Annotated in this window: 21 protein-coding genes and 1 pseudogene; 12 read left to right on the top strand and 10 right to left on the bottom strand. The window is 64.6% G+C overall.

Annotation, left to right across the window (positions count from 1 at the left end):
- Positions 1-129: 129 nt before the first annotated feature.
- Complete coding sequence (locus tag G5S35_RS22860; RefSeq protein ID WP_183039088.1) at positions 130-1,683, bottom strand: DHA2 family efflux MFS transporter permease subunit; 1,554 nt, start codon at positions 1,681-1,683, stop codon at positions 130-132.
- A gap of 195 nt (positions 1,684-1,878) precedes the next feature.
- Positions 1,879-2,820, bottom strand: coding sequence for a carbon-nitrogen hydrolase family protein (locus G5S35_RS22855; protein ID WP_065057961.1), 942 nt, complete (start codon positions 2,818-2,820; stop codon positions 1,879-1,881).
- Between the two features lie 78 nt (positions 2,821-2,898).
- Here G5S35_RS22855 and G5S35_RS22850 point away from each other — a divergent pair, with 78 nt between their 5' ends.
- From G5S35_RS22850 to G5S35_RS22815, 8 genes are all read left to right on the top strand, one after another.
- A complete protein-coding gene (locus tag G5S35_RS22850; RefSeq protein WP_183039087.1) occupies positions 2,899-3,840 on the top strand; it encodes a LysR family transcriptional regulator in 942 nt (313 codons plus the stop codon).
- A 174-nt stretch (positions 3,841-4,014) separates the two neighbouring features.
- The gene (locus G5S35_RS22845; protein WP_183039086.1) at positions 4,015-4,332 is read left to right on the top strand and encodes a YXWGXW repeat-containing protein; all 318 of its coding nucleotides are present in this window, start codon (positions 4,015-4,017) and stop codon (positions 4,330-4,332) included.
- A gap of 140 nt (positions 4,333-4,472) precedes the next feature.
- Positions 4,473-5,228, top strand: a complete 756-nt coding sequence (locus G5S35_RS22840; RefSeq protein ID WP_373681590.1) for an RNA polymerase sigma factor — start codon at positions 4,473-4,475, stop codon at positions 5,226-5,228.
- Positions 5,225-5,731: a hypothetical protein gene (locus G5S35_RS22835; RefSeq protein WP_110326729.1), complete on the top strand. Its 507-nt coding sequence runs from the start codon at positions 5,225-5,227 to the stop codon at positions 5,729-5,731. The genes G5S35_RS22840 and G5S35_RS22835 overlap by 4 nt, the downstream gene beginning before the upstream one ends.
- Entirely contained in the window at positions 5,728-6,276 is a 549-nt protein-coding gene (locus G5S35_RS22830; RefSeq protein ID WP_065059916.1) for a periplasmic heavy metal sensor, read from the top strand. The genes G5S35_RS22835 and G5S35_RS22830 overlap by 4 nt, the downstream gene beginning before the upstream one ends.
- 110 nt (positions 6,277-6,386) lie before the next feature.
- Positions 6,387-7,874 (top strand): DUF1800 domain-containing protein, encoded by a 1,488-nt coding sequence (locus G5S35_RS22825; protein WP_183039085.1) that lies wholly within the window; start codon positions 6,387-6,389, stop codon positions 7,872-7,874.
- Between the two features lie 3 nt (positions 7,875-7,877).
- A complete protein-coding gene (locus tag G5S35_RS22820; protein ID WP_183039084.1) occupies positions 7,878-9,029 on the top strand; it encodes a DUF1501 domain-containing protein in 1,152 nt (383 codons plus the stop codon).
- 88 nt (positions 9,030-9,117) lie between these two features.
- The gene (locus tag G5S35_RS22815; RefSeq protein ID WP_065059919.1) at positions 9,118-9,333 is read left to right on the top strand and encodes a YXWGXW repeat-containing protein; all 216 of its coding nucleotides are present in this window, start codon (positions 9,118-9,120) and stop codon (positions 9,331-9,333) included.
- 82 nt (positions 9,334-9,415) lie between these two features.
- Here the strand turns inward: G5S35_RS22815 and G5S35_RS22810 are convergent, their stop codons facing one another.
- The gene (locus G5S35_RS22810) at positions 9,416-10,828 is read right to left on the bottom strand and encodes a carbohydrate porin (protein ID WP_183039083.1); all 1,413 of its coding nucleotides are present in this window, start codon (positions 10,826-10,828) and stop codon (positions 9,416-9,418) included.
- Between the two features lie 1,191 nt (positions 10,829-12,019).
- On the opposite strand from G5S35_RS22810, the gene G5S35_RS22805 reads away from it, so the two are divergent.
- Positions 12,020-13,282, top strand: coding sequence for a multidrug effflux MFS transporter (locus G5S35_RS22805; RefSeq protein ID WP_065059922.1), 1,263 nt, complete (start codon positions 12,020-12,022; stop codon positions 13,280-13,282).
- A gap of 6 nt (positions 13,283-13,288) precedes the next feature.
- Here G5S35_RS22805 and G5S35_RS22800 read toward each other — a convergent pair whose 3' ends face one another.
- Positions 13,289-13,789, bottom strand: a complete 501-nt coding sequence (locus G5S35_RS22800) for a plasmid fertility inhibition factor family protein (RefSeq protein WP_065059923.1) — start codon at positions 13,787-13,789, stop codon at positions 13,289-13,291.
- A 227-nt stretch (positions 13,790-14,016) separates the two neighbouring features.
- Here G5S35_RS22800 and purU point away from each other — a divergent pair, with 227 nt between their 5' ends.
- The 3 genes from purU (at position 14,017) to G5S35_RS22785 (ending at position 16,503) form a co-directional block, all read left to right on the top strand.
- Complete coding sequence (gene purU / locus G5S35_RS22795; RefSeq protein ID WP_074982552.1) at positions 14,017-14,895, top strand: formyltetrahydrofolate deformylase; 879 nt, start codon at positions 14,017-14,019, stop codon at positions 14,893-14,895.
- 36 nt (positions 14,896-14,931) lie between these two features.
- Positions 14,932-15,249: a hypothetical protein gene (locus G5S35_RS40185; RefSeq protein ID WP_065059925.1), complete on the top strand. Its 318-nt coding sequence runs from the start codon at positions 14,932-14,934 to the stop codon at positions 15,247-15,249.
- A gap of 147 nt (positions 15,250-15,396) precedes the next feature.
- Positions 15,397-16,503 (top strand): GlxA family transcriptional regulator, encoded by a 1,107-nt coding sequence (locus G5S35_RS22785; RefSeq protein ID WP_183039082.1) that lies wholly within the window; start codon positions 15,397-15,399, stop codon positions 16,501-16,503.
- Between the two features lie 10 nt (positions 16,504-16,513).
- Here the strand turns inward: G5S35_RS22785 and G5S35_RS22780 are convergent, their stop codons facing one another.
- From G5S35_RS22780 to G5S35_RS22755, 6 genes and pseudogenes are all read right to left on the bottom strand, one after another.
- Positions 16,514-17,506: a GlxA family transcriptional regulator gene (locus G5S35_RS22780; protein WP_065059926.1), complete on the bottom strand. Its 993-nt coding sequence runs from the start codon at positions 17,504-17,506 to the stop codon at positions 16,514-16,516.
- A gap of 138 nt (positions 17,507-17,644) precedes the next feature.
- Positions 17,645-18,541: a choline ABC transporter permease subunit gene (gene choW, locus G5S35_RS22775; RefSeq protein ID WP_065059927.1), complete on the bottom strand. Its 897-nt coding sequence runs from the start codon at positions 18,539-18,541 to the stop codon at positions 17,645-17,647.
- Positions 18,534-19,811: pseudogene (locus G5S35_RS22770) on the bottom strand (quaternary amine ABC transporter ATP-binding protein); the annotation flags it as partial. The pseudogene G5S35_RS22770 and the gene choW, both read right to left, overlap by 8 nt.
- A 224-nt stretch (positions 19,812-20,035) precedes the next feature.
- The gene (locus G5S35_RS22765) at positions 20,036-20,896 is read right to left on the bottom strand and encodes a glycine betaine ABC transporter substrate-binding protein (protein ID WP_237181398.1); all 861 of its coding nucleotides are present in this window, start codon (positions 20,894-20,896) and stop codon (positions 20,036-20,038) included.
- A 124-nt stretch (positions 20,897-21,020) separates the two neighbouring features.
- Entirely contained in the window at positions 21,021-22,169 is a 1,149-nt protein-coding gene (locus tag G5S35_RS22760; protein ID WP_183039081.1) for an FAD-binding oxidoreductase, read from the bottom strand.
- 31 nt (positions 22,170-22,200) lie between these two features.
- Positions 22,201-23,442, bottom strand: a complete 1,242-nt coding sequence (locus G5S35_RS22755) for an aromatic ring-hydroxylating oxygenase subunit alpha (protein WP_183039080.1) — start codon at positions 23,440-23,442, stop codon at positions 22,201-22,203.
- Positions 23,443-23,484 lie beyond the last annotated feature (42 nt).

The raw sequence follows: 23,484 nt of genomic DNA, 5'->3' as shown, positions 1-23,484 counted from the left end.
CGTCGCGATTTCGCTGCGACAATGCGCTGTCAATTACGCCCGGCTTTCGCGTGCGTTTCAATCCCCGATTAAAAAACAACGGCCCGAAATATCGGGCCGTATTCATTTAAACGCAAAAAGTTCCCGTAATCAGTGGGCGCCGGCAGTATTTGAAGAATCTGCGGAACTTTTTGAAGGACGCGTAATCCAGATGAGCGGAATAATGGCGATAAATATGAACGCCGAGATATAGAAAATGTCGTTCAGCCCCATTACCGCGGCCTGTGCATCCACCGAGAAGTTGAACAGCCCATAGGCCGCGTCGGTGCTCACGTGCAGCGACTGGCGCGCCGACTCCACGCTCTGCATGAAGGCCGGATTGGTCACGCTGGCCTGCTCCGTGAGCCGCACGTGATGCAGGATCGTGCGGTCGTTCCAGGCGTTGCCGATCAGCGAGGTGCCCACCGCGCCGCAGAATGTGCGCGCGAAGTTCGAGAGCCCGGCGGCCGCCGGAATCTTCTCGGGCGGCAGCCCCGAAAGAATGATCGAGGTAAGCGGCACGAAGAACATCGCCATCGGAATGCCCTGCAGCAGCGTGGGCAGCACGAGGTCCCAGTGCGAGACGTCGGTGTAGAACTGCGTGCGCATGAGGAACACCGCGGCGAAGCCGATGAACGCGAGCGTGGCGATGTAGCGTGGGTCGCTACGCGGCAGAATGCGCCCGATGATCGGCGTGAGCACCACGGCGAAGATGCCGAGCGGCGCGGTGGTGAGACCCGAATCCACGGCACGGTAGCCGAGATAGCCCTGCATCCATTGCGGCAACAGCACGAGCGTGCCGAAGAACATGCCGTAGGCCACCGAGATCGAGATCGTGCCGCCCGCGAAATTGCGCTGCGAAAACAGGCGGATGTCGACCACCGGATTCTTTTCGGTCAGTTCCCACACCACGAAGAACGCGAAGCCCACCAGCGCCACGATCGCGAGCGTCACGATCAGCGGCGAATCGAACCACGCGAGATCCTTGCCCTTGTCGAGCATGATCTGCAGCGAGGCCACCCACACGACGAGCAGGATCAGCCCCACGCCGTCGATCGGCACGCGCCGCGTGGCCGACTCGCGGTCGCGATAGATGAACCACGTGACGGCGGCGGCGAACAGGCCCACCGGCACGTTGATATAGAAGATCCACGACCAGTTGTAGTCGTAGGTGATCCAGCCGCCGAGCGACGGCCCGGCGATCGGCCCGATCAGCGCGGTCATCGACCAGAGCGCGAGCGCCGTCGACGACTTCTGTTTGGGCCACGAGCCGAGCAGCAGCGCCTGCGAAAGCGGCGCGAGCGGTCCGGCCACCACGCCCTGCAGAATGCGCGCGGCGAGCAGCGTGGGCAGGTTCGGCGCCATGCCGCACAGCCACGAGGCCAGCACGAACAACAAGATCGAGGTGGTGAACAGTTTCACCTGGCCGAAACGCTGCGTGAGCCAGCCGGTGAGCGGAATGGAAACGGCGTTGGCGGCCGCGAAGATCGTGATGACCCACGTGCCTTCGTCGACGGACACGCCGAGGTCGCCGGAAATGGTCGGGATGGCGACGTTCGCGATCGACGAATCGAGCACGTTCATGAACATCGCCAGCGACACGGCAATGGTGCCGAGCGCGAGCTTGCCGCCGCTGAGCGGCGCGGTGGATTGCGGTGCAGACATGGAGCGTGCGTGGAGTGATGGGCGGCGCCTCGCGGGCCACCCGGGAGCCTAACGGCCCCTCGCACGCCGATCAATGTCGCCGCGCGCATCAATCAATGACGCGGGCGGCAACAATGCGGCGCGCGAATCGCGCCGCGCGGCGCATGTTTCATCAGCAAATTACTTAGCGATACGAATCAACTCGACGCAGGCGATTCACAGGCCGCCAGGCTCGCCGCCCGTGAACTGCACGCTGCGCTTCGCGCGCTCGTCCACGTTCAGCGCGAACACGTCCGGACGGGCGTAATGGCCCACCACGTCGAAGTCGTAGCGCGCGCGGATCAGTTCGTCGGTGTCGATCTGTGCGACCACGAGGCCGGTCTCGCCGTGCAGCGGTCCCGCGAGGATTTCGCCGAGCGGCCCGACGATCACGCTGCCGCCATTGATCAGCGGACGCGCCGGATCCCAGCCCGGCACCTCGATGCCGAGCGCCGACGGCGACGGTTGCACCTGGCACGCGCTGATCACGAAACACCGCCCCTCGTGGGCAATATGTCGCATCGAGCATTGCCAGATCTCGCGCTCGTCGACGGTCGGCGCGCACCAGATCTGCACACCTTTCGCGTACATCGCCATGCGCAGCAGCGGCATGTGATTCTCCCAGCAGATCGCCGCGCCCGCCACGCCCGCCGCCGTGTTCACCACGGGCAGCGTCGATCCGTCGCCCTGCCCCCAGATCAGCCGTTCGGTGCCGGTCGGCATGAGCTTGCGGTGCTTCGCGACCAGCCCCGCCTGCGGATCGAAAAAGAGCGCCGTGCAATACAACGTGCTGCCCGCGCGTTCGATCACGCCGATCACGATCGACGCCCCGCAGCGCGCTGACAATTCGGCGAGCGCGGCCGTTTCCGCGCCCGGCACGTCGATGGCGTTCTCGTAGTAGGCCGCGAACGCCTCGCGTCCCTCGGGCAGACGGTAGCCCAGCCGCGTGCCGAAGATCTCGCCCTTCGGATAGCCGCCGAGCAGCGCCTCGGGCATGACCACGAGCTGCGCGCCCGAGTCGCGGATCGCCGCCTCGAATGACAGGATGTGCTCGAGCGTTGCGGCCTTGCCCTGCGCCGACGAGCCGATCTGCAATGCCGCCACCTTCGATTTCGACATGATGTTCTCCGTATGTGTGCGTGTCCGTATCATGGCGGGATCGCCACCGCGCGCCCACCGGCGCAGTCCATTTCAGCTATGCCTGCGAGTGATATCTCCGACGTCGACCTGAATCTGCTGAAGATCTTCGAAGCACTCTTCGAGGAAGGCGGCGCGAGCCGTGCGGCGATCCGCCTCGACATGACGCAGCCCGCGGTCAGCGCGGCGCTCAAGCGTCTGCGGGAACTCTATGCCGACCGCCTGTTCACGCCGACCGGACGCGGCCTCGCGCCGACCGCGCGCGCCCGCGAGCTGAAGCCGCTGATCAGCGAAGCGCTCGACAAATGCCGCCAGTCGCTCGCGATCGCCTCGCCGCACGCGACGCACTTTCACGGCCGCGCCGTCGCCATCGGCCTCTCCGACGACTTCGAACTCGCGCTCGGCCAGCCGATCATGATGCACCTCGCGCGGCACGCGCCGGGCCTGCGTGTGATCTTTCGCCAGACCTACAGCCAGATCGTGAGCGACAGCCTCGCCAATCAGGAAATCGATCTGGCGATCGCGGCGGGCGGCTTTTCCGCGCGCGGGCTCAGCCATCAGGCGCTCGGTCAGGGCGATTACGCGTGCCTGCTGGACGCCGCGTCGTGCCCGCCCGGCGACAGGAACACGCGTGAGAGCAACGGCCTGACGCTCGATGCCTTCGTCGCGCGCGGCCATATTCTCGTGTCGTCGGGCGGCGTGGTGGGCATCGTCGACGAAGCGCTCGCGGCGCACGGCCTGAAGCGCAACGTGATCGCATCGACCACGCATTTCGCGGCGCTGCCGCATCTGCTCGCGGGCACCCGGGCCGTGGCCACGATTCCGCGCCACGCCGCGCGCGCCATCGCGGCGCTCACCGGCCTGCGCATGGTGGCGTGCCCGCTCGCGCTGCCGGGCTATCCGATCGAACTGGGCTGGCGCGCCAGCGCGATGCGCGACGCAGCCGTCGTGCGCGTGCGCGACGCCGTAGCGGCGTGTGCGCCGGCGTTGCTCGCACCGTAATGCTTGCACCGTAAACCGAACGCAACGATCGCGCTCGAAGCACCGAAAAACGGCCCACTCGCCGCATCGAAAAAATTTTCACCTCTCCCGCGACGGATTTCTCCGCCTCACTCCGTTCAATTCGCACAAGGGCCACGCCAGCACCGCGCCCGTCACGAAAGAGGGAGAGTTTCCATGTCGAACCCATCGCTTCGCACGCTCGTCAGCGCCGCCGTTCTGGCGCTCGCCAGCGTTTCGTTTGCCGTGCCGGTCACCGCATTCGCGCAGACCGTCATCATCGCGCCGCACGGGCCGCCGCCGATGCGCGTCGAAACCGTACCGCCGCCGCGTCCCGGCTTCGTCTGGGATCCGGGCCACTGGCACTGGGCACACGGAGACTACGTCTGGCGTCCCGGTCACTGGCAGCCGGTGCGCGCGGGCTACCGCTGGGTGCCGGGCCACTGGATCGCGCACGGTCCGAACTGGCGCTGGGTGCCGGGCCACTGGGCCTGAACCCGTCCAGGTGAATGACTCCGACCGAACCGGCGCACGATCATGAAGATCCTCATCCTGCTCACGCTCGCGGCGGCCATCCTGACCGGCTGCGTCGTGGTACCGGCCCGTCCGGCCTACTCCCGGCCCGCGGTCGTCGTATATTGAACGTTCGCGAACCGGCCGACGCCGCTACGGCGGCGCACCACGCACCGGCCCACGCCCTGGGAGGGGACGACGATGAGACTCGTGCGGCGCAGGCAGGCGGCACCGCGCCCGATGCCGCGGCGGCAGTTGCTGCACCGGCAGCGGCCCCATCCGCGCCACCCGCATCCGCCGCGCCGCGGCGTCGCGCCTTGAACGAGCGCGACCCCGACGCGGAACTCGTCGCGCGCGTCGGCGCACGCGACGCCGGCGCGGTGCGCACGCTCGTCCTGAGCAAGCTGCCGCGCCTGCTCGCGCTCGCCACCCGCATGCTCGGCGACCGCATGGAAGCCGAAGACATCGCCCAGGAGGCCTTCGTGCGCATCTGGAAACAGGCGCCCCACTGGCGCAGCGGCGAAGCGCGCTTCGACACCTGGCTGCACCGCGTCGCGCTCAATCTCTGCTACGACCGTCTGCGCGGCCGTCGCGAGGAGCCCGCCGAGACGCTGCCCGACGAAGCCGATCCGGCCGCCACGCCCGATCTGCGCATCGAAGCCCGCACGCGCGACGAACGCGTGCGCGCGGCGCTGGCCGCGCTGCCCGTGCGGCAACGCGAAGCGCTCGTGCTCACGTACTATCAAGAGCTTTCGAATCTCGAGGCGGCCGGCCTGATGGACATTTCGGTCGACGCGCTCGAAAGCCTGCTGGCGCGCGCCCGGCGCACCCTGCGCGCACAACTGGCCGGTGATGGCGCCGGCAAGGACTCCGCATGACACCCGAACGATTCCACACTCTCGTCGAAGCGTGGGGCGCCGACCCGCGGCGCTGGCCGCAGGCGGAACGCGCCGACGCGCTCGCCTGGGCGCGCACGCATCGCGCCGAAGCCGATGCCGCGCTCGAAGCCGCGCTCGAACTCGACGCGTGGCTCGCCCGCGACATGGTCGCGCCGCCCTCGCGCGCGCTCGTCGAGCAGATCGTGGCGAGCGCGCCCGCGCCGGTGCCCCAGCGCCCCGTTCGCGCCGATGCATCGTCGAAACGCCGGCGCTTCTGGTGGTCGGGCGCGGCGTTCGCGGGCGCGGGACTCGCGGGCGCCGTGGCGGGCGCGCTCGCGATGTCGCTGATGCTGCTCGGCCATCCGGCGGCGTCCGTGTACGGCCCGCGGGCCGCGTTCGAATCGCGCGACGCGGCCCGGGACGCCGCGCACGAATTCACCCACGAAAGCAGCTATCTGGGATCGAGTGTCGGCGATGCCGGCGACGACGGGAGCGACGAATGAACGGCCGTTCCTGGAAAGCGCTGCTGGTGGGATCGGTGCTGCTCAACGTGTTTCTGCTCGGCGCGATTGCAGGCGGCGCGTGGCGCTGGTTCGCCGCGCGCGGCGCGATCGATACGCTAACGCAGATGCAGACGCAAAGCCCGCCGACGCCGATGGCGCGCGCGGCGCTGCGTTTCGCCACCGACGGCCTGACGCCCGAGCGTCAACAACAGTTCATCGACGCGCTCAAGGCCGCGCGCCGCGCAGGCCGCGAGGATGCACGCGCCGCTCGCGAAGATCGCCGCGAGGTGCTCGATCTGCTTGCCGCGCCGCAACTCGACCGTGCCGCGCTCGACACCGCGCTCGCGCACACGCGCGAAGCGGACAGCGCCTTGCGCGCGAAGGTGGAAAGCGGCGTCGCCGACTATGCCGCGACGCTCACGCCCGACGAGCGCCTGAAGTTTGTCGAAGGTTTGAGGCGCAGCGGTCAATGGCGACTGCCCGCGCCGCGCAAAGCGCCGCGCGCCGCCGCGAGCGCGGCCAGCGAAGCGGGCGAGACGAACTGACGTCGCGCGGCATCGCGTGACAGAACAAGCGCAAAAAAATCGCGATCCTCGCGACGGATTCCCGACGCCACCGCGTTTAAGGGAAATACGCCACGTCACGAGGAGCGCGCATGAACAGCTTGCCGACCGCCCGCGCCGCCGCGATCGCCATGAATCGCTTCGGCCTCGGCGCGCGCCCCGACGAAGCGCCGCCCGACAATCCGCCGCATTGGCTGCTCGATCAGTTCGCGCGCTATGAAGCGCTGCCCGCCGCCTGGCGCGATCAGCCCGGCGCGATCGCGCTTACGACGCGCTTCGGCGAGGAGCGTCAGCAAGGTTTGAGCGGCGATATGGCGGCCAACAGCGCGGCCAACAGCGCGACGAACAGCGCGATGAAAGACGCCGCCAGCGACGCCGCGCCCGCCACATCGACTCAGGCCAAACGTCAAGCCGTGAATCGCACGATCCGGCGCGAAGGCGTCGAGGTCTATCGCAGCGCCGTGAACGCGCGCCTCGACAGCGCCTTGCAGACGGACACGCCCTTCGTCGAGCGCCTCGTCCACTTCTGGTCGAATCACTTTGCGGTTTCCGTCGACAAACCCGCGCTCGCCGGACTCGCCGGTTCGTTCGAGATGGAAGCGATCCGCCCGCACGTGCTCGGCACTTTCGACGCGTTGCTGGTCGCCGTCGAACAGCACGCGGCCATGCAGGTCTTTCTCGATCAGATCCGCTCGGTCGGCCCGAACAGCCGCGCCGCGCTGCGCGCCGATCAACGCGATCCCTCGCATCAACGCGGTCTCAACGAGAATCTCGCGCGCGAAATCATGGAGCTGCACACGCTCGGCGTGCGCACCGGCTACACGCAGGCCGACGTCACCGAATTCGCGCGCGCGCTCACGGGCTGGAGCGTGGCGGGCGTGCGCGGCCCGCAACCGGGCAACGCCGCGCCCGGCGCGTTCGTGTTCCGGCGCGCGCTGCACGAGCCCGGCACGCGCACCGTGATGGGTCGCCAATATGATCAGGATGACGAACGACAGGCGCGCGCGATTCTGCACGACCTCGCGCACGCGCCGCCGACGAGCCGCCATATCGCGTTTCAGCTCGCGCGTCATTTCGTGGCCGACAATCCGCCGCCCGCGCTCACCGACCGCCTCGCGCAAGTGTTCGAACAAAGCGGCGGCGATCTGCCGAGCGTCTATCGCGCGCTGGTGGAAGCGCCGCAAGCCTGGTCCGCCGACGACGCCAAGTTCAAGACGCCGTGGGACTGGACCGTCTCGTCGATGCGCGCGCTCGGCTGGCGCGATCGCGGCGGCTCGGGCGGCCTGAACGCCGCGCCGCTGCTCACGCAACTGGGCCAGCCCGTGTGGCGGCCCGGCTCGCCCGCGGGCTACGACGACATCGCCGCAAGCTGGGCCGCACCCGACGCGCTCGTGCGCCGCGTCGAAGTCGCGCAACGCTTCGCCGCGCGTGTCGGCGACACGCTCGACCCACGCACGCTCGGTCAGAGCGTGCTGCCCGGCACGCTCGGCGCGCCCACGGCCACGGCCGTCGCGCACGCCGAAAGCGCGCAGACCGCCGTCGCGCTGCTGCTCGTCTCGCCCGACTTTTTGAGGAGATAACGCATGCTCTCCCGTCGCCACTTTCTGCGCGTCGCCGCCGCCGGCGCGGGCGCGATGCTCGTCGCGCCGCAACTCGTTTTCGCGAGCGCGGCCACCGATCGCCGCTTCGTGTTCGTGATCCAGCGCGGCGCCGCCGACGGCCTGAACATCGTCGTGCCCTATGCCGATCCCGCTTACGCGTCGCTGCGCGGCGCGCTCGCCATCGACACGGACAAGGCCGCGAAACTCGACGGCACGTTCGCGCTGCATCCGTCGCTCGCGCAGACCGCGCAACTGTATCGATCGGGGCAGGCGCTGTTCGTTCACGCGATCGCTTCGCCGTATCGCGACCGCTCGCATTTCGATGGCCAGAACGTGCTCGAAACGGGCGGGCGCGCGCCGTATCAGGTGAAGGACGGCTGGCTCAATCGCCTCGTTGCGCAAATCGGTCCGACGCGCGGCGACAGCGCCATCGCGCTCGCGCCCACGGTGCCGCTCGCTTTGCGTGGCGCGGCGCACGCAACGTCGTATGCGCCCTCCGCGCTGCCCGCCGCGTCGGACGATCTGCTCACGCGCGTCTCCGCGCTTTACGAGAGCGACGCGCAATTGCGCGGCCTCTGGACCTCGGCGATGAACGCACGCGGCCTCGCGGGCGACGCGAGCGCGAAGCAGGACCCGACCAGTCTCGGCAAGCTCGCCGCCGATTTTCTGGCGCGCCCGGACGGCCCGCGCATCGCGATGATCGAGACCGGCGGCTGGGACACGCACAGCGCGCAGAACGCGCGGCTCGGCAATCAGTTGAAGGCGCTCGACACGATGCTCGCCGCGCTGCGCAGCGGGCTCGGTCCGGCGTGGGACAAGACCGGCGTGCTGGTGGCGACGGAGTTTGGCCGCACCGCCGCCGCGAACGGCACCGGCGGCACCGACCACGGCCAGGGATCCGTGGGGATGCTGATGGGCGGCGCGGTCGCGGGCGGACGCGTGATCGCCGACTGGCCCGGCCTGCGCCACGCCGACCTCTACGAGGGACGCGATCTCAAACCGACTGCTTCGCTCGATGCGCTCATCGCAGGGGCCGCCGCGGAAAGCCTCGGCCTCGATCCGCAACGCACGGCTGCCGCGCTGTTCGCCGAAGCAGGCACGACGCGGCCGATGATGGGTCTGATCCGCACATGACAAGACGCCTGGCGCGACGCAATTCGCAGCGCCGGACGCATCCCCGCACGACCAACAAGCCAATCACACATCAAGGAGGAACCCGATCATGAAAACGAAGCCGATGCTGCTCACCGCTTTGTTCACGAGCGCCGCGCTGCTTTCGGCCTGCGTGGTGGAGCCCGCGCGGCCGCCCGAGCCGGCCCCGCGCGTCGAGGTCGTGCCGCCCGCGCCGTCGCCCGGTTATCACTGGGTGAAGGGCCACTACCGCTGGGAAGGCAATCACTGGGCGTGGGTGCCTGGACACTGGGTTGCGGCTTATTGATCGCCACGAATCCGGACACAAAACCGGACACAAAGCGATAAAAAGGCGCGCCACGCACGGCGCGCCTTTTTATTGGCATCGATCAGAACGCAACGACGGTCCTCACGCCGACCACCGCCTCGTCGCCGATACGACGGGACGTATTCTGCGGATCGGGCACGCCGCCGCCCGGACGGAACACGTACTGAAAGTCGGCCTGCACCTGCCACCACGGCGCAATCTGAAACTGATACGTCGCTTCCAGCACCGTTTCCGAACTGAGCGCCGGATAGCCTGGCGTCACAGCCGCCGTATCGTTCGCGAGACCTCGCGCGTGCGAGCCGATTTTCGCGTAGCTCACCGCGAGCCCCGCCACGTCGTTGTCGCGGTCGGTGAACGGCGCCTTGAGCGTGACGCCCGCATTGACTGCGAGATCGACGAGATTGCGATCGCCCGGCGCGCCCATCACGCGTGCGAACACGCCAAGCGATTGCGGACTGTCCGCCGAGGGACGCCAGACCATCTGATCGGCCACGGCGTACAGGCCGTAATCGCCGCGATGCGATTGCGCCATGCCCGTGCTCGCGGGATTGGCGAGCGAAACACCGCCGGTATCGAATTGCTGATCGGCGAAATGTTGCGTGTTGTACCAGAACCCCAGTTTGTAGGTACCTGGCAATCCTGATGATTTGGCATCGGGCGCAGATGTATCGGACGCATTCAACGCATATTGCACTTCGCCGATGAACAGCGCGCCATCGTGCAGATTGAAATTCGTGCCGTGCGCGTCGCCGTTGCTGTTGGCGCTTCCGCTGCCGATGCCCGAAGGATTGCCGTCGAATACGCCCGCGAGCACGGTCCACGCATTCGACGGCGTCACGCGCAACCGTACGCCGAGCGACGAAAGCGGATACGCGGGGCCGCCCGCGGGCATATCGACGGACGGCAGCACCGGCCAGCCGAACGTGGCGTTCATGAACGCGCCCGCGTACTCGCTGGCCATGAATTCCTGATCGGCGCTTTGCTGGCCGATCTTGATGTCGGCCTTGCCGCTCGCGAACGACTGCTGATACCAGAGTTCCCACAGACGCGTGCCGGCATCGGCTTCGACACCGGACACCGCCTGCAGCGCCTGAAGATTGCGTTGCGTGAGGCTCGTGCCGTGTATCTGCAGCGCGGAAACATTGAAGACGCCGCCAGGCCAGCCGAACGCTTTTTGCGTATCGACGCCGACGCTCAATTCCGTGAATCCGTCGTACGCGCCGCTCCGGTGCGTGCCGCCCGAGAGATTGTTCAGATACTCGCTGGTTTCCTGCAGCCCGAACGTCACGCCACGCGCATCGAGCCAAGGGCGCAGCCCGCCCAGATCGCCGAACAGCGTCGAGCGGCTCCACAAACCAGTGGGCGCATCCGCACTTTGCGCGAATGCGGACTGCGCGAGGCAAAGTGCGATCAGCGCGCCAAGGCGAACGGGCGTCGCTGCCTGCATCACTGCGCGTTTGCGGGGCATTTTCATGATTGTCGCGGCGAGTGCGTCCGGCGCAATTGCCTGGACGATTGCGAGGTCATTAAGCGATTTCTTTTTTAAAGCCGCGTGAAATACGGCAAATACATCTCGCGCGACCACGCCACGGTGCGATACCGAAAAATTTTTGACGAACATAAGCCCACCTCCGTCCGGCCAGACGAGCCGGAACGGCGAATGATGACGCGACGGCGCAACGCAAAACGCGTGTGCGCGCGACACGATTCAATTCAACAAAGGGAGCGTGCTGATGGCGACACCAATGCGAGCACAAGCCCGACAATCGGCGCGACGATGAAGCGCGCTAACCCGACAAAGCGAGCTAGCGGCGAAGGACATGTCCTGTGCGACGAATTCGCGGCTAACTCGCGGCTGCGACGCCGGCGTGGACCGGCATCGAACTTCCACTGCTAGAGCTTGTGTCCACGAGGGACTCCTTTCGTTGTGACGCGGCGGATTGTATTCGGGTCTTCTGCAGAACCGCAAGCAAAAAAAGCAGCCGATGGGGCATCGCGTCCCCTTCAATCGAATTGATTCTCAATGCACAGGTTGGCTGTGCAATTCGCCGTACGATTCTCGCAATATTGCGTGCTCTGCCTACCACGTCCCTTTCAAACTCCCAGCTTCATACCGACCGGAAGTTTATTCGATGCGCGGCGTAAGACCGTGTTGACGCGCCATGTGCAGCCGCCGTCTCGTCGGCAGGCCGATCGAGCGCGCCGTAGCGATCTCTCTTCAGCACCTTTGAATCGCGTCTCCCGGATGCCGCTTTCGCACGTCCGTTCGCACGCATGCCGCCGCGCACAAACCCGCCGCCGCCGCAGCGGCATTTGCCGCCTTTCAAAACGCATCGGGATGGGCGTAATGCGTGGTTATCTTTTTGCTCGCGGCGACGCTCGTCTGCGCAAAAATCGCGCAGATACTGTTTTTTGCCTGATTTTCAGGGCGCGAACGCGTAAAAACCCACGCATTTCGCATGCGGCCGAAGGTTGTCGCCGATGGCCACAACGCGGCGATGTCGATCCGCGCGAGCCACGTCGAGCAGACTCGCGCAAGCACAGGCACAATATCGGCTATTCACGCGGTCAAAACACGCGGCGTGCGCGGATCACGCGCGCGCCGCGCGCCTGCATCCGGCCCCACCCCCGCCGCGCCGCCGCATTCCGCCTCTTCGACGCTGTGATGAACCACGATAACGCCAATCCGCCCGCCATTGCCCGGCGCGCGACGAATACGCCGGGCTTTTTGCTGTTCATGATCTGCCTGTTTTCCTCGGCCGGACAACTCGCAATCGATATTTATGTACCGGCGCTGCCCGCCATGGCGCACTTCTTCACGACTTCGCCGCAAGCGATCCAGTCGAGCGTTTCCGGTTATATGGCCGCGTACGCGCTCGGCCAGCTGATTTTCGGCCCCATTGCCGACGCCCACGGACGCAAGCGCGTACTCGCGTTCGGCATTGCGATCTTTACGATTGGCTGTCTGCTGTCGCTCGTCGCGCCGAATCTGGAAACCTTCGTGCTCGCGCGCTGCCTGCAAGGCTTCGGCATCGCGACCACGAATCTGCTGGCGAAAGCCATCATCACCGATTCGTTTTCCGGCACCGCGTTGCTGCACGCGTTCACGTATATGTCGATTGCGTGGGGACTCGCGCCGATTATCGCGCCCGTGATCGGCGCGCATTTGCAGACGTGGTTCGGCTGGCGTTCGTGCCTCGTGTTTCTGCTTGTTTGGGCCGTGGTGATGTGGGGCGTGCTGTGGCGCTATCACGATACGCTGCGCCAGCCGGTGAAGCTCGAAACGCGCACGCTCATCGCCAATGCGCGCAAGGTGCTCGCGAGCCCGGTGTTTCAGAGCTGTTTTCTTGCGCAAGGACTGTGCTACAGCATCTTGCTGGTTTTCAATATCGTCGGGCCGTTCATGGTGCAGAGCACGCTGCACAAACCGCCGACGTTTTTCGGCTATCTCGCGCTCGGCATCGGTCTGATGTATTTCCTCGGCGGACTTTCGAACCGTCTGCACGGCCCGCGTATGCCGACGCCCGAAGTGCGTTTGCGCGCCGGTTCGTTCGCGATGGCGGCGTCGGCCATCGTCATGCTCGTGCTCGCGCTGACCGTTGGCCTGCGCGTGTGGACGCTCGCCACGCCGGTGCTGTTCATGGGCTTCTGCGCGGGCGCGATGTACCCCACGCTGATGGCCAAGGGCAACTCGCTGTTCCCCGAAGTCGCCGGGCTCACGAGTGCGATTCTCGGCTGCGCGCTGCTGCTGGTTTCCTCGGCGATGATGGGACTTGCAGGTTTTGTCTCCGTGCAGATTCTCACGCCGCTCGCGGTGTTCTTCGTCGTGCTCGCGCTGACGGTCGTGATGATGGTGTCGAAGCTGTTGCGCCATCTCGCGCAGCTGGAGAACGTGCAGGCGTTGCAGCGCGAGGGGAAGGCGGCGTAAGGACACTCAGGCGGGCGCAACCGGAATCAGCTCCGCCACCCGCCTCCACTTGTGCGCGCCGGTCCCCGCGTGGCGCGCGAGCCGCGGCGCTTCGTCCACGCGGCACTCCACCGGAAAGCACGATGCGCCGTGCGCTGCGAGCCAAACCGTGCGGATCACACCGTCGCTTAACGCCACCCACGGCGTCTCGCCTCCGGCGCAGCGCACTTCGGCCAGCGGCACCGGATCGTACTCGCCGAAACTGAACCCGTCGGTCGCCAGATCGAAGCGCCCGTCGACGCGCCAGGTAAGCATGCTGCCGTCCGCATACGCGGCATGCAAACCTTGCGGATCGCGACGCCATAACGCGAAAAAGCGTTCGCGCTCCACTTCCACCACGGCGCGCTCCTCGTTGCCGTAATTCGAGCGAATCACTGCCATATAGACGTCGTCAAACGACGTGCGCACGCGAAACAGCGCGTGGCAGTGCTCCGCCGCGCCCGCGCGCAAGCCAACGAACGTTTCCATCACTCACTCCCGGTCAAAGCACCGCACTTCGCCTTTTAATCGTCACCGGACTAAAAAGCGGCAACGCGATAAAAAGCGACACCGTGCGACTCAAACACGACCTGGCGTTTCCATACGTGCTAAAGAGCGCAACCGTTCTATCTGTGATGCACCAAACAATGGCTTACTCGCGACATCGCCTTTCGCGTGCGATGCGAAAGGCGCACCACGATAACCGGAGAATCCGCATGTCCGCCGACGTTCGTCCGCATCAATACGTCCTCACGCTGTCCTGTCCGAGCGCCGCTGGCCAGGTGGCCGCCGTCGCGAGCTTTCTGGACCGGCACCACTGCTATATCGACGAGCTCACCGTTTTCGACGACGACATCAGCGAACGCTTTTTTCTGCGCTGCGTCTTTCACGAAGTCGTGCGCGACACGACGGCACGCTGCAATCTCGCAAGCCTGCGCGACGAATTCGCGCCCACCGCGCGCGAGCACACGATGACGTGGTCCATCCACGATCTTCAGGTGCGTCCGAAAGTGCTCATCATGGTTTCGCGGCTCGAACATTGCCTCGCCGATCTGCTGTTTCGCTGGCGCATGGGCGAATTGCCGATGGATATTGCCGGCATCGCGTCGAATCACCGCGATTTCGAAACGCTCGCACATCAGCACGATTTGCCGTTTCATTATTTGCCGATCACGCCCGACACGAAACGCGAGCAGGAAGCGGCGATTCTCGATCTATTCGATTCGACCGGTTCCGAATTGCTCGTGCTCGCGCGCTATATGCAGATTCTTTCCGACGAAACGAGCCGCCGCCTCGCGGGTCGCGCGATCAATATTCATCATTCTTTTCTGCCCGGTTTCAAGGGCGCGCGGCCTTATCACCAGGCGCATGTGCGCGGCGTCAAACTGATCGGCGCGACGGCGCATTTCGTCACCGACGACCTCGACGAAGGACCGATCATCGAACAGGAAGTGCAGCGCGTCGATCACAGCTTCGATCCGGAACGGCTACTGGCTGTGGGGCGCGACGTCGAATGCGTGGTGCTCGCGCGCGCCGTGAAGGCGTTTCTGGAGCGCCGCGTGTTCATCAACGACGGGCGCACGGTCGTGCTCTGACGCACCTGCCTGAGCGACCGCGGCAGACTCGTCGCGATGGCGCCGCTGCGCCTGCGCCGCGAGTGCCGCGAGGGCTCGATCGCTCATTTTTTCAGCCACGCGCCGCGCATAATCATGATGCCGCGGCTCCAGCGCGGCGCCCAGCCGGCGCGCCTGCCAATAGCGCAACAGCCCGATGCGCCCGTGGCCCCGACCGATGCTGTGCTCCAGCAGCGCGAGCGCCGCGGCGGCATCGCCATGGCAGGCGCGATCATTCAGCTCGACAGTTTGGGCACGCGGCACGCGGGGCTCCTTTCGGTGCAGGGAACACTGACCACGCAGTTGACCAAAGGCCGCTGCAAACCGATAGAATGAAAACGCCAGCGCGACGGTACGCCGTCGCCAGCACGCCCGCGATATGCGCTTTTGCGAAAGTCGATGGCGGAAAAACACAAGCGCGCGCCCTTTCGATCGGCGACGCTTGCGAAAACCGCCTCGCGCCTCCCACTTTCACGCGCCGCCATGTCTAACCCGCTCCCGATCGTTCCCTCGCCCGAGACCGCCGAGAAGGCGCGCATCCGCTTCGGCATCGTGCTGTTGCCCAATTTCACGCTGACCGCCTTTTCCGGTTTCGTGGACATGCTGCGCCTCTCCGCCGACGACGGCGATTTCAGCAAGCCGGTGCGCTGCTCGTGGCGCGTGCTGGGCGAAACGCTCGCGCCGGTACGCGCGAGTTGCGGCATTCAGATCACGCCATGGGAAACCTTCGACAACGCGGAGCCGGTCGACTACCTCGTGATCGTCGGCGGCCTGCTGCATTCCGGACCGCAGGCCAGCGAGGCCACGCTGCAATACATCCGCCGCGCCGCCGCGGGCACGACCACCGTGGTCGGCATCTGCACCGGCGTATTCACGCTGATGCGCGCGGGCGTGCTCGATGCGCACCGCATCTGCGTGAGCTGGTTTCACTATTGGGACTTTATCGAGCGCTTTCCGTCCGTCAATGCGGACGCGATCGTGGCCGACCGTCTCTTCGTGATCGACCGGCGGCGCATTACCTGTTCGGGCGGACGCGCGTCGATCGACGTGGCCGCCGCGATTCTGTTGCGCCATTTCGATCACGCCACCGTGCAAAAAGCGCTGCGTATTCTGCTGGTGGGTGAAATGCAGAAAGGCAACGCGCCGCAGCCGCATCCGCCGGGACTCGAACCCGCCACGCATCCGAAAGTCAAACGCGCGATCCTGCTGATGGAGCAACAGGTGGGACGCAACGTGCCGCTCGAAGAGCTGGCCTGCAAGCTCAATCTTTCCGCGCGGCAGCTCGAACGCCTGTTCAAATCGGAAACGGGCAAAAGCCCGCGCACCTTCGCCAATGCGCTGCGCCTGCGCACCGCTGCGTGGCTGCTCACGAGTTCCGACCGCACGGTGGCCGATATTGCATCGAGTTGCGGCTTTTCGGACGCCTCGCATCTCGGGCGAGAATTCCGCAAGCAATTCGGCGTGCCGCCGAATATGTTTCGCGAGCAACGCAGCGGCCAGGAACCGACGCAACTCCCCGATCTCGACGCATTCTTTCGCCCCGATTCCTCGCTGACAAGCGACGTGGAACCCGGCGCGTCGCTGCACTAGGCGCTGATCGTTAGCCCGGCGCGCGCCGCTCGTGACTAGGCGCGTGTCCGAATTGCACGCGATACGCCTTGCTGAAATGACACGGCGAATTGAATCCGCAAATCGACGTTACGCGTGCAATCGACGTATCGGTCGTACGCAGTAATTCGCGCGCGCGTTTCAATCGCAAACTCAAATAATAATGTGTCGGCGACACGTTCAAATATTCCTTGAACATGCGCTGCAAATGGCGTTGCGATAGCCGCACGAGGCGCGCGAGTTCTTCAAGCGAAAGCGGCTCCTTGATATTGGCTTCCATGAGGCGCACGACTTCCACGAGTTCCGCACGCGAAAATCCAACGCGCGCATCCACGGGAATCGGCTGCAGATCGGTCGAGCCGCGAATGCGTTCGAGAATGAATTGTTCGGAGACTTTTGCCGCAGCTTGCCGTCCGAGACGCGCGCCCACCAGTTCAAGCATGAGATCGAGCGGCGCGGTGCCGCCGGTGCACGTGAGCCGGTCGCGATCGATCACGAAGAGCTCGTCGGCAAATTGCACGTCGGGAAACGACTCGTAGAACGTCGAGAGATTTTCCCAATGCACGGCGCAACGATATCCGTCAAGCAAACCGCTCGTAATCAGCGCATAAGCGCCCGTGCAGATACCGCCGAGCGGAATGCCGCGCGCGGCGACCTCGGCCAGCACGGCGCGCACGCGCTCGTCCACGGCTTCCTGAATGCGAATGCCGCCGCACACGATCAGCACGTCGGGCAGCTTGTTCAGATCGAGGCGTTGCGCGGGACGTACCGCAATGCCGTTGCTCGCGCGCGCAGGTTCGCCGTCGAGCGTATAGACCGACCATCGATAGTGATCGCCACGGCCCACGTAATTGGCCATGCGCAAGACTTCGACCGCGCTGGAAAACGCGATCATTGAAAAGTTCGGCAAAGTCAGGAAACCGAAATGCTCGAACGTCGATTCAATCGCCGCTTGCACGGCGGTCGAGGCGAGGGCGGACGTCACATTGCGCTCCTGCTGGGCGCGCCGGGCCGATATTCACGTGCCCGCGACGGACAGAAATAAACCGGCTTTCGCACGCAATCGCCACAAGCCGGGCAAGCAGTCCGCGCGCCAACACCGCGGCGCGCGGAACGCCATACTTCAAGCCTCGGCAATCATCGGCCGCGGACGAAACAGTTGCTTGATGCCGGAGAACAGCGGCGCTCTCACGGCGCCGGGTGCGCGGCCAAAGCTCTCGGTAATCCGGTCTAGCATGATGGCGAGCAGCACGACCGACAAACCGCTCTCGAAACCGAGCCCGATATCGAGGCGTTGAATACTCGCCAGCACGTCGTTGCCGAGACCGCCCGCGCCCACCATCGACGCGATGATCACCATCGACAGCGCCATCATGATCGTCTGGTTCACACCTTGCATGATCGACGGCAGCGCATTGGGAAACTGCACCTTGTAAAGCAGTTGCCACGGCGTGCAGCCGAATGCCTGACCGGCTTCCACGATTTCGCGGTTCACGTGCTTGATGCCGAGGCTCGTGAGCCGCACGGCCGGCGGCATCGCGAAGATCACCGTGGAGAGAATGCCCGGCACGCGGCCAAGACCAAACAGCATCGCAGCGGGAATCAGATAAACAAAAGCCGGCATCGTTTGCATCAGGTCGAGAATCGGCCGCACGATGGTTTGCACGAGTTTGTTCTTCGCGGTCCAGATACCGAGCGGAATCCCGACCACGAGACTGATCAATGTCGACGACAACGTCAGCCCAAGCGTGACGACGGTCTGATCCCAGAAGCCGGTCGCGTAGATCAGCAATAGCGACGCCGTAGCGAACATGGCGAAACGCCAGCCCACGCGCCACAGGCCGACAGCAATGAAGAACGCCATCAGCGCCCACATGGGAATGGCCTGCAAGCCGTGCTCGATAAACGCGGCAAAGCTCTCGATGGCCTTGCCGACGGCGTCGAAACTATTCGCGTCATGATCGAGCAGATAATGAACCGACTGATCGACCCAGCGGCCAAGGGGAATGATCTCAGACATGGGCACTCCTGTTACGCGTAATGACCTTCAGGACCGCAGCCTGATCGATGGACCCGCAATAGCGGCCCTCTTCGTCGACCACGGGCAACGCGGTGACGTTCGCGCATACGCGCGAGACGACCTGTTCGAGCGGCGCGGCGAGCGAAATGCATTCCACCTTGCGCACCGACGGTTGCGCCACGCCGATCGCATCGCGCGTGACAAAGCCGCTGATGCGGCGTTGCGCGTCGAGCACGAACGCGTAATCGGCGCTGCCGTTCAACGAAGCGGCCACGCTCTTCGGATCGAGCGCGTGGACGAGCGGCACAGCTTCGCGCTGCATGAGATCGCCTGCCGTGAGATAGCGGCTGGTATCCACGCCATCGAAAAACGCACGCACATATTCATCGGCAGGATGACTGATGATTTCCTGCGGCGTGCCGATCTGCACGATACGACCGCCTTCCATGATCGCGATGCGCGTGCCGATGCGCAGCGCCTCTTCCAGATCGTGCGAAACGAACATGATGGTGCGCTGCTGTTCCTTCTGCAATTGCAGCAACACGTTCTGCATTTCCTTGCGCTTGAGCGGATCGAGCGCGGAGAACGCTTCATCCATGATCATCAGCGACGGATTCACGGCCAGCGCGCGCGCAAGGCCCACACGCTGCTGCATGCCGCCGGAAAGCTCGGCGGGCAGCTTCTGCGCGAAGGCGGCCAGCCCGACCTGCTCCAGCACCGCGAGCGCGCGTTGCTCGCGCTCCTTGCGCCCTACGCCGGCCACTTCGAGGCCGAACGCGGCATTCGACAGCACCGTGCGTTGCGGCATCAGCGCGAATGACTGGAACACCATGCTCATGTCGGTGCGGCGCAGCGAAACCAGCTCGGAACGCTTCACCGCCGCAATATCGCGGCCATCGATCACGACTTTGCCCGCCGTGGGTTCGACGAGCCGGTTAATCAGACGAATCAGCGTGGACTTTCCGGAACCCGAGAGGCCCATCAGCACGAAGATCTCGCCTTCCTGCACCGAGAACGACGCCTTGTTCACGCCGAGCACGTAGCCGGTCTTTGCGAACATCTCGTCTTTCGTCGCGCCGCTCATGAGCAAATCGCGCGCGGTTTTCGGATTCGGTCCGAAGACCTTACTGAGTCCTTCGACTACGATCTTGGGGGCTTTCATCGATTCCGTCTCCTCGTGCCGCACGCGCCGCACACTGTATCTACATGGTTGCCAGAAAAAACCCCGCGGGGATGGCGATTTGCGACAGACGCTTACGCAAAAGCGACACGGCTATTCAACGCCTGCCGCAATCGGCGCAGCAAGCCGGCCGCGCCACCGCGCGCACCTGAACGGGGCACTGTGTGGGCGAAACACCGCTGAAAAACGAGCTGATTGAAAAACGAACCAAGGCGCGTTGCGCGCCTCGCGCATGCTGCATTGCACCCGGCGCGCCGTCGCGAAACATCAAGCCTGTTCGCTTCGCGACGCACGCACGGGGCGCTGGCTCACGCTTACTGCGCCGCAACCCAGGTATTCACGCGGTCGCCATGAGCAGCGATCCATGTATCGGCGGCGGCATCCGGCTTTTCGCCGTTTTGAATCGCAAGCATCACGCTATCGATTTCGCCGGGCTTCCACTGAAACTTCTTCAGGAACGACACGACTTGCGGCGCTTTCGTTTCCAGCTCCGGATTCGCCACGTTGTCGACATGCTCCGCCGCGCCATACACATTCTTCGGATCGTCGAGGAAGCGCAGTTTGTATTTCGCAAACATCCAGTGCGGCGTCCAGCCCGTGACGATCACCGGCTTTTTCGCATTCAACGAACGCGCGAGTTCCGCCGTCATCGCGCTGCCCGAACTCGGCATGACGGTGTAGCTCAGATCGTATTGCTTGACGGCCTGATCGGTCTTGGTCATCACGCCCGCACCGGCGTCGATGCCCACGATACGGCCACCGAATGCGCTCTTTTGCGCATTGAGATCGTCGATGCTTTTCGCGCCGACATAATCGGGCACGACGAGCCCGATTTTCGCGCCTGGAAAGTTCGTGCCAAGATCGACGACCTTGTTCTTGAACTGCGCCCAGTACGCGCCCTGGGTCACCGGCAGCCACGCGGAGAGCGTCGCGTCGAGGTCGCCGCGCGCGACGCCCTGCCACATGATGCCCGCGGCCACGGGCACGAGTTGCACCTGATAGCCGAAACGCTTTTCGATAATGCGCGCCGCGACGTTGGATGTCGCCACGCTATCGTCCCAGCCTTCGACGTAGCCGATTTTCAGCGTCGGCTTGCCGTCGGCCCACGCAGGGGCGCTCAGGCCCACCATCGCCGACAGCACGCCGGCCCACACATATTTTCCTGGCAGCTTCAAGGTCGATCTCCTGTAACCGGGCAACGCGCCCCGTGCACCTCCAGATTCCCCCGCCACAATTTGCCGATATCGTCGAATTCCGACGCAATCTTGTCGTCTAGCGACGCGGGCTTTTTCCCTGCTTTTATTTATCGACGACGAGATCCGAAAGCGGCTTCGAACAGCACAGCAACGCCATGCCCTGATCGATTTCGCGCTGACGAATGCCGCCGCTGTGCTTCATCTCCACCTGCCCGGAAACGAGTTTGACCTTGCAGGTTCCGCACATGCCTTGCGCGCACGACGAGGCGAGACGCACGCCGGCCTGGCGCGCCGCTTCAAGCACGGTTTGCTGCGAGTTGCAGGCAATCTCGCGACGGCTTTTTGCGAAGGTGATCGTGTACGTGGTCGCGTCGGCGAAAGTTTGCGTGGCAGCCTGCGCGAGTTCGTGCGTCTGCGTGTCGGGTTCGTCCGCCGTCAGTGTTTCGAACGAGAAACTTTCTTCGTGATAGTGTTCGCGCGCATAGCCCGCTTCGTCCAGCAGATTGCGCACGGCCTGCATATAAGGCGCGGGCCCACAACAGAAAATCTCGCGCTCCATGAAATCCGGTGCGATCAATTTGAGCAGGGGCAGCGAGAGAAAGCCCGTCACGCCATGCCAGTCCGTCCGTGCGCCCACGCGTTCGCAGACGAACGCGGTGCGAAAATGCGCATGACTCGATGCAATCAATTCGAGTTCTCGCGCGAAGATAATGTCGTCCGGCGTGCGTGCGCTATGCGTGAATACGATATCGCGGTCCTCAGCAAGATCGTGATGCGCACGGCTCATCGACATCAGCGGTGTGACGCCCGAACCCGCCGAGAGAAATAGAAATTTGTTCGCCGGATGCCGTGCACACGTGAATTCGCCCGCGGGACCGAGCACGCGCAAGGTCGCGCCCGGTTGCAGATTATCGTGCAGCCAGTTGGAGACCTTCCCGCCCGGCACGCGCTTCACCGTAATGGAAATAGTATGCGGCCGCGCGGGCGAAGACGAAATCGTATAGCAGCGATTCACCGACTCGCCGTCTATTTCGAGTTCGAGCGTCACGAATTGCCCGGGTTCGAACGAGAACGTGCGCCCTTGCGGCGAGCGCAGAAAAAAACTCTTCACGTCGTGCGTTTCCTGCCGCACGTGACAGCACACGAGGGTTTCCTCGACGTCGCTCGTCCAGCGTTCGGGCAGCGTGCCCCAGAACGCCGGGCGCGTCACCCGGCTGTCCGTGGGATCGAATTGGGCCGCATCTCGCATCATGTCAGACTCTCCGCGTCATACGCGTTCTACGTTATGCGCCGATCTTCTCGGCAAGACGGCCGACATACCAGGCCGTGAACTTCTCCACCAGCCCTTCCGTGTACGGCGAATACGGGCCCGGCTCATACGCGCTGCTGGCCGCGCCGCGCTGCGAATATTCCACCAGCGTACGGTCCTGGTCGTTGGTCGCATTCCATACCGCCGTGAGATTCGCCACGTCGTAATCGATCCCTTCGCGCGCTTCCTGATGGACGAGCCAGCGCGTACGTACGAGCGTTTCGCCCGCCGACAACGGAATCACCGAAAACGACACGATGTGATCGCTCATGAAGTGATGCCACGAATTCGGCTGCGTCCAGAACGACAGACCGCCCAGATCGGCATTGCGGAATTCGCCGAGCAGTTTCTTCGAGGCCACTTTCGCATCGAGCGTCTGCGATTCACCGCTGCGATCGAGCGGCAGTCGTTGCGTGCGAAATCCCGTGACGTCCAGCAGTTTTTCGATTTCCACCGACGGCAGATTCATTTGCTCCCATTGCTGCGCGCGTTCCGTGCAGGTGCGCTCGAACGCGTCCATGCCTTCGGCATTTGCCGTCGTGCGCTGGTAGCCGAAGCCGTATTCGTAGAGCGAAATCGTGAGTTCGGGATGGTTGGCAACGCAGTGATAACACTCGCGATTGTTTTCCATCACGAGCTTCCAGTTGCCTTTCTCGATGATGTCGACCTGCGCGGCGACTTTGCACGCCGGCAAATCGTGCGGCAACAGATACGGCTCCATGGCGGCGCGCATCATCGCGAAGTCGGCGGGCGGTTCGTCGGCGAGACACACGAAGATCAAGCCGGCCAGGTTTTGCACGTGCACCGGCTTCAGGCTGTGCTTGCAACGGTCGAATTGCTCGCCCATATGCTCGGCGAACATCAGTTCGCCGGTGAGGTTGTACGTCCAGCTGTGATACGGGCAAACGATATTGCCCACGGTGCCTTTCTGCTCGTTGCACAAACGCGCGCCGCGATGGCGGCAAACGTTATGAAACGCGCGCACCTGCATGTCGTCGTCGCGCACGATCAGAATCGAATCGCCACCCAGTTCCACGGTCACATAATCGCCCGGCTCCGGCACTTCCGGCTCCACGGCGACCTGAATCCAGTGTTGGCGGAAAATCGCCTCCATATCGAGCGCGAAAATTTCTTCGCTGCGGTAAAACGGTGCTTCGAGGCTATACCCTTCTTCGCGGCGCGCCAGCAGTGCGCGAATGTCTGCCGATACGTTCATCGTGTGCTCCGGATTTTGCATCCCTGGTTCTTGCCGACAGAC

The sequence above is a fragment of the Paraburkholderia tropica genome, assembly GCF_014171495.1.
GTDB classification, from domain to species: domain Bacteria; phylum Pseudomonadota; class Gammaproteobacteria; order Burkholderiales; family Burkholderiaceae; genus Paraburkholderia; species Paraburkholderia tropica.
Note: the sequence above shows the minus strand (reverse complement) of the source record. Positions and strands in the feature narration are given on the sequence as shown.

What these genes read in the sequence shown, in the direction of transcription:
- G5S35_RS22860 (WP_183039088.1), bottom strand. Translation starts at nt 1,683, where the DNA reads ATGTCTGCACCGCAATCCACCGCGCCGCTCAGCGGCGGCAAGCTCGCG.
- G5S35_RS22855 (WP_065057961.1), bottom strand. Translation starts at nt 2,820, where the DNA reads ATGTCGAAATCGAAGGTGGCGGCATTGCAGATCGGCTCGTCGGCGCAG.
- G5S35_RS22850 (WP_183039087.1), top strand. Translation starts at nt 2,899, where the DNA reads ATGCCTGCGAGTGATATCTCCGACGTCGACCTGAATCTGCTGAAGATC.
- G5S35_RS22845 (WP_183039086.1), top strand. Translation starts at nt 4,015, where the DNA reads ATGTCGAACCCATCGCTTCGCACGCTCGTCAGCGCCGCCGTTCTGGCG.
- G5S35_RS22835 (WP_110326729.1), top strand. Translation starts at nt 5,225, where the DNA reads ATGACACCCGAACGATTCCACACTCTCGTCGAAGCGTGGGGCGCCGAC.
- G5S35_RS22830 (WP_065059916.1), top strand. Translation starts at nt 5,728, where the DNA reads ATGAACGGCCGTTCCTGGAAAGCGCTGCTGGTGGGATCGGTGCTGCTC.
- G5S35_RS22825 (WP_183039085.1), top strand. Translation starts at nt 6,387, where the DNA reads ATGAACAGCTTGCCGACCGCCCGCGCCGCCGCGATCGCCATGAATCGC.
- G5S35_RS22820 (WP_183039084.1), top strand. Translation starts at nt 7,878, where the DNA reads ATGCTCTCCCGTCGCCACTTTCTGCGCGTCGCCGCCGCCGGCGCGGGC.
- G5S35_RS22815 (WP_065059919.1), top strand. Translation starts at nt 9,118, where the DNA reads ATGAAAACGAAGCCGATGCTGCTCACCGCTTTGTTCACGAGCGCCGCG.
- G5S35_RS22810 (WP_183039083.1), bottom strand. Translation starts at nt 10,828, where the DNA reads ATGAAAATGCCCCGCAAACGCGCAGTGATGCAGGCAGCGACGCCCGTT.
- G5S35_RS22805 (WP_065059922.1), top strand. Translation starts at nt 12,020, where the DNA reads ATGAACCACGATAACGCCAATCCGCCCGCCATTGCCCGGCGCGCGACG.
- G5S35_RS22800 (WP_065059923.1), bottom strand. Translation starts at nt 13,789, where the DNA reads ATGGAAACGTTCGTTGGCTTGCGCGCGGGCGCGGCGGAGCACTGCCAC.
- purU (WP_074982552.1), top strand. Translation starts at nt 14,017, where the DNA reads ATGTCCGCCGACGTTCGTCCGCATCAATACGTCCTCACGCTGTCCTGT.
- G5S35_RS40185 (WP_065059925.1), top strand. Translation starts at nt 14,932, where the DNA reads ATGGCGCCGCTGCGCCTGCGCCGCGAGTGCCGCGAGGGCTCGATCGCT.
- G5S35_RS22785 (WP_183039082.1), top strand. Translation starts at nt 15,397, where the DNA reads ATGTCTAACCCGCTCCCGATCGTTCCCTCGCCCGAGACCGCCGAGAAG.
- choW (WP_065059927.1), bottom strand. Translation starts at nt 18,541, where the DNA reads ATGTCTGAGATCATTCCCCTTGGCCGCTGGGTCGATCAGTCGGTTCAT.
- G5S35_RS22760 (WP_183039081.1), bottom strand. Translation starts at nt 22,169, where the DNA reads ATGATGCGAGATGCGGCCCAATTCGATCCCACGGACAGCCGGGTGACG.
- G5S35_RS22755 (WP_183039080.1), bottom strand. Translation starts at nt 23,442, where the DNA reads ATGAACGTATCGGCAGACATTCGCGCACTGCTGGCGCGCCGCGAAGAA.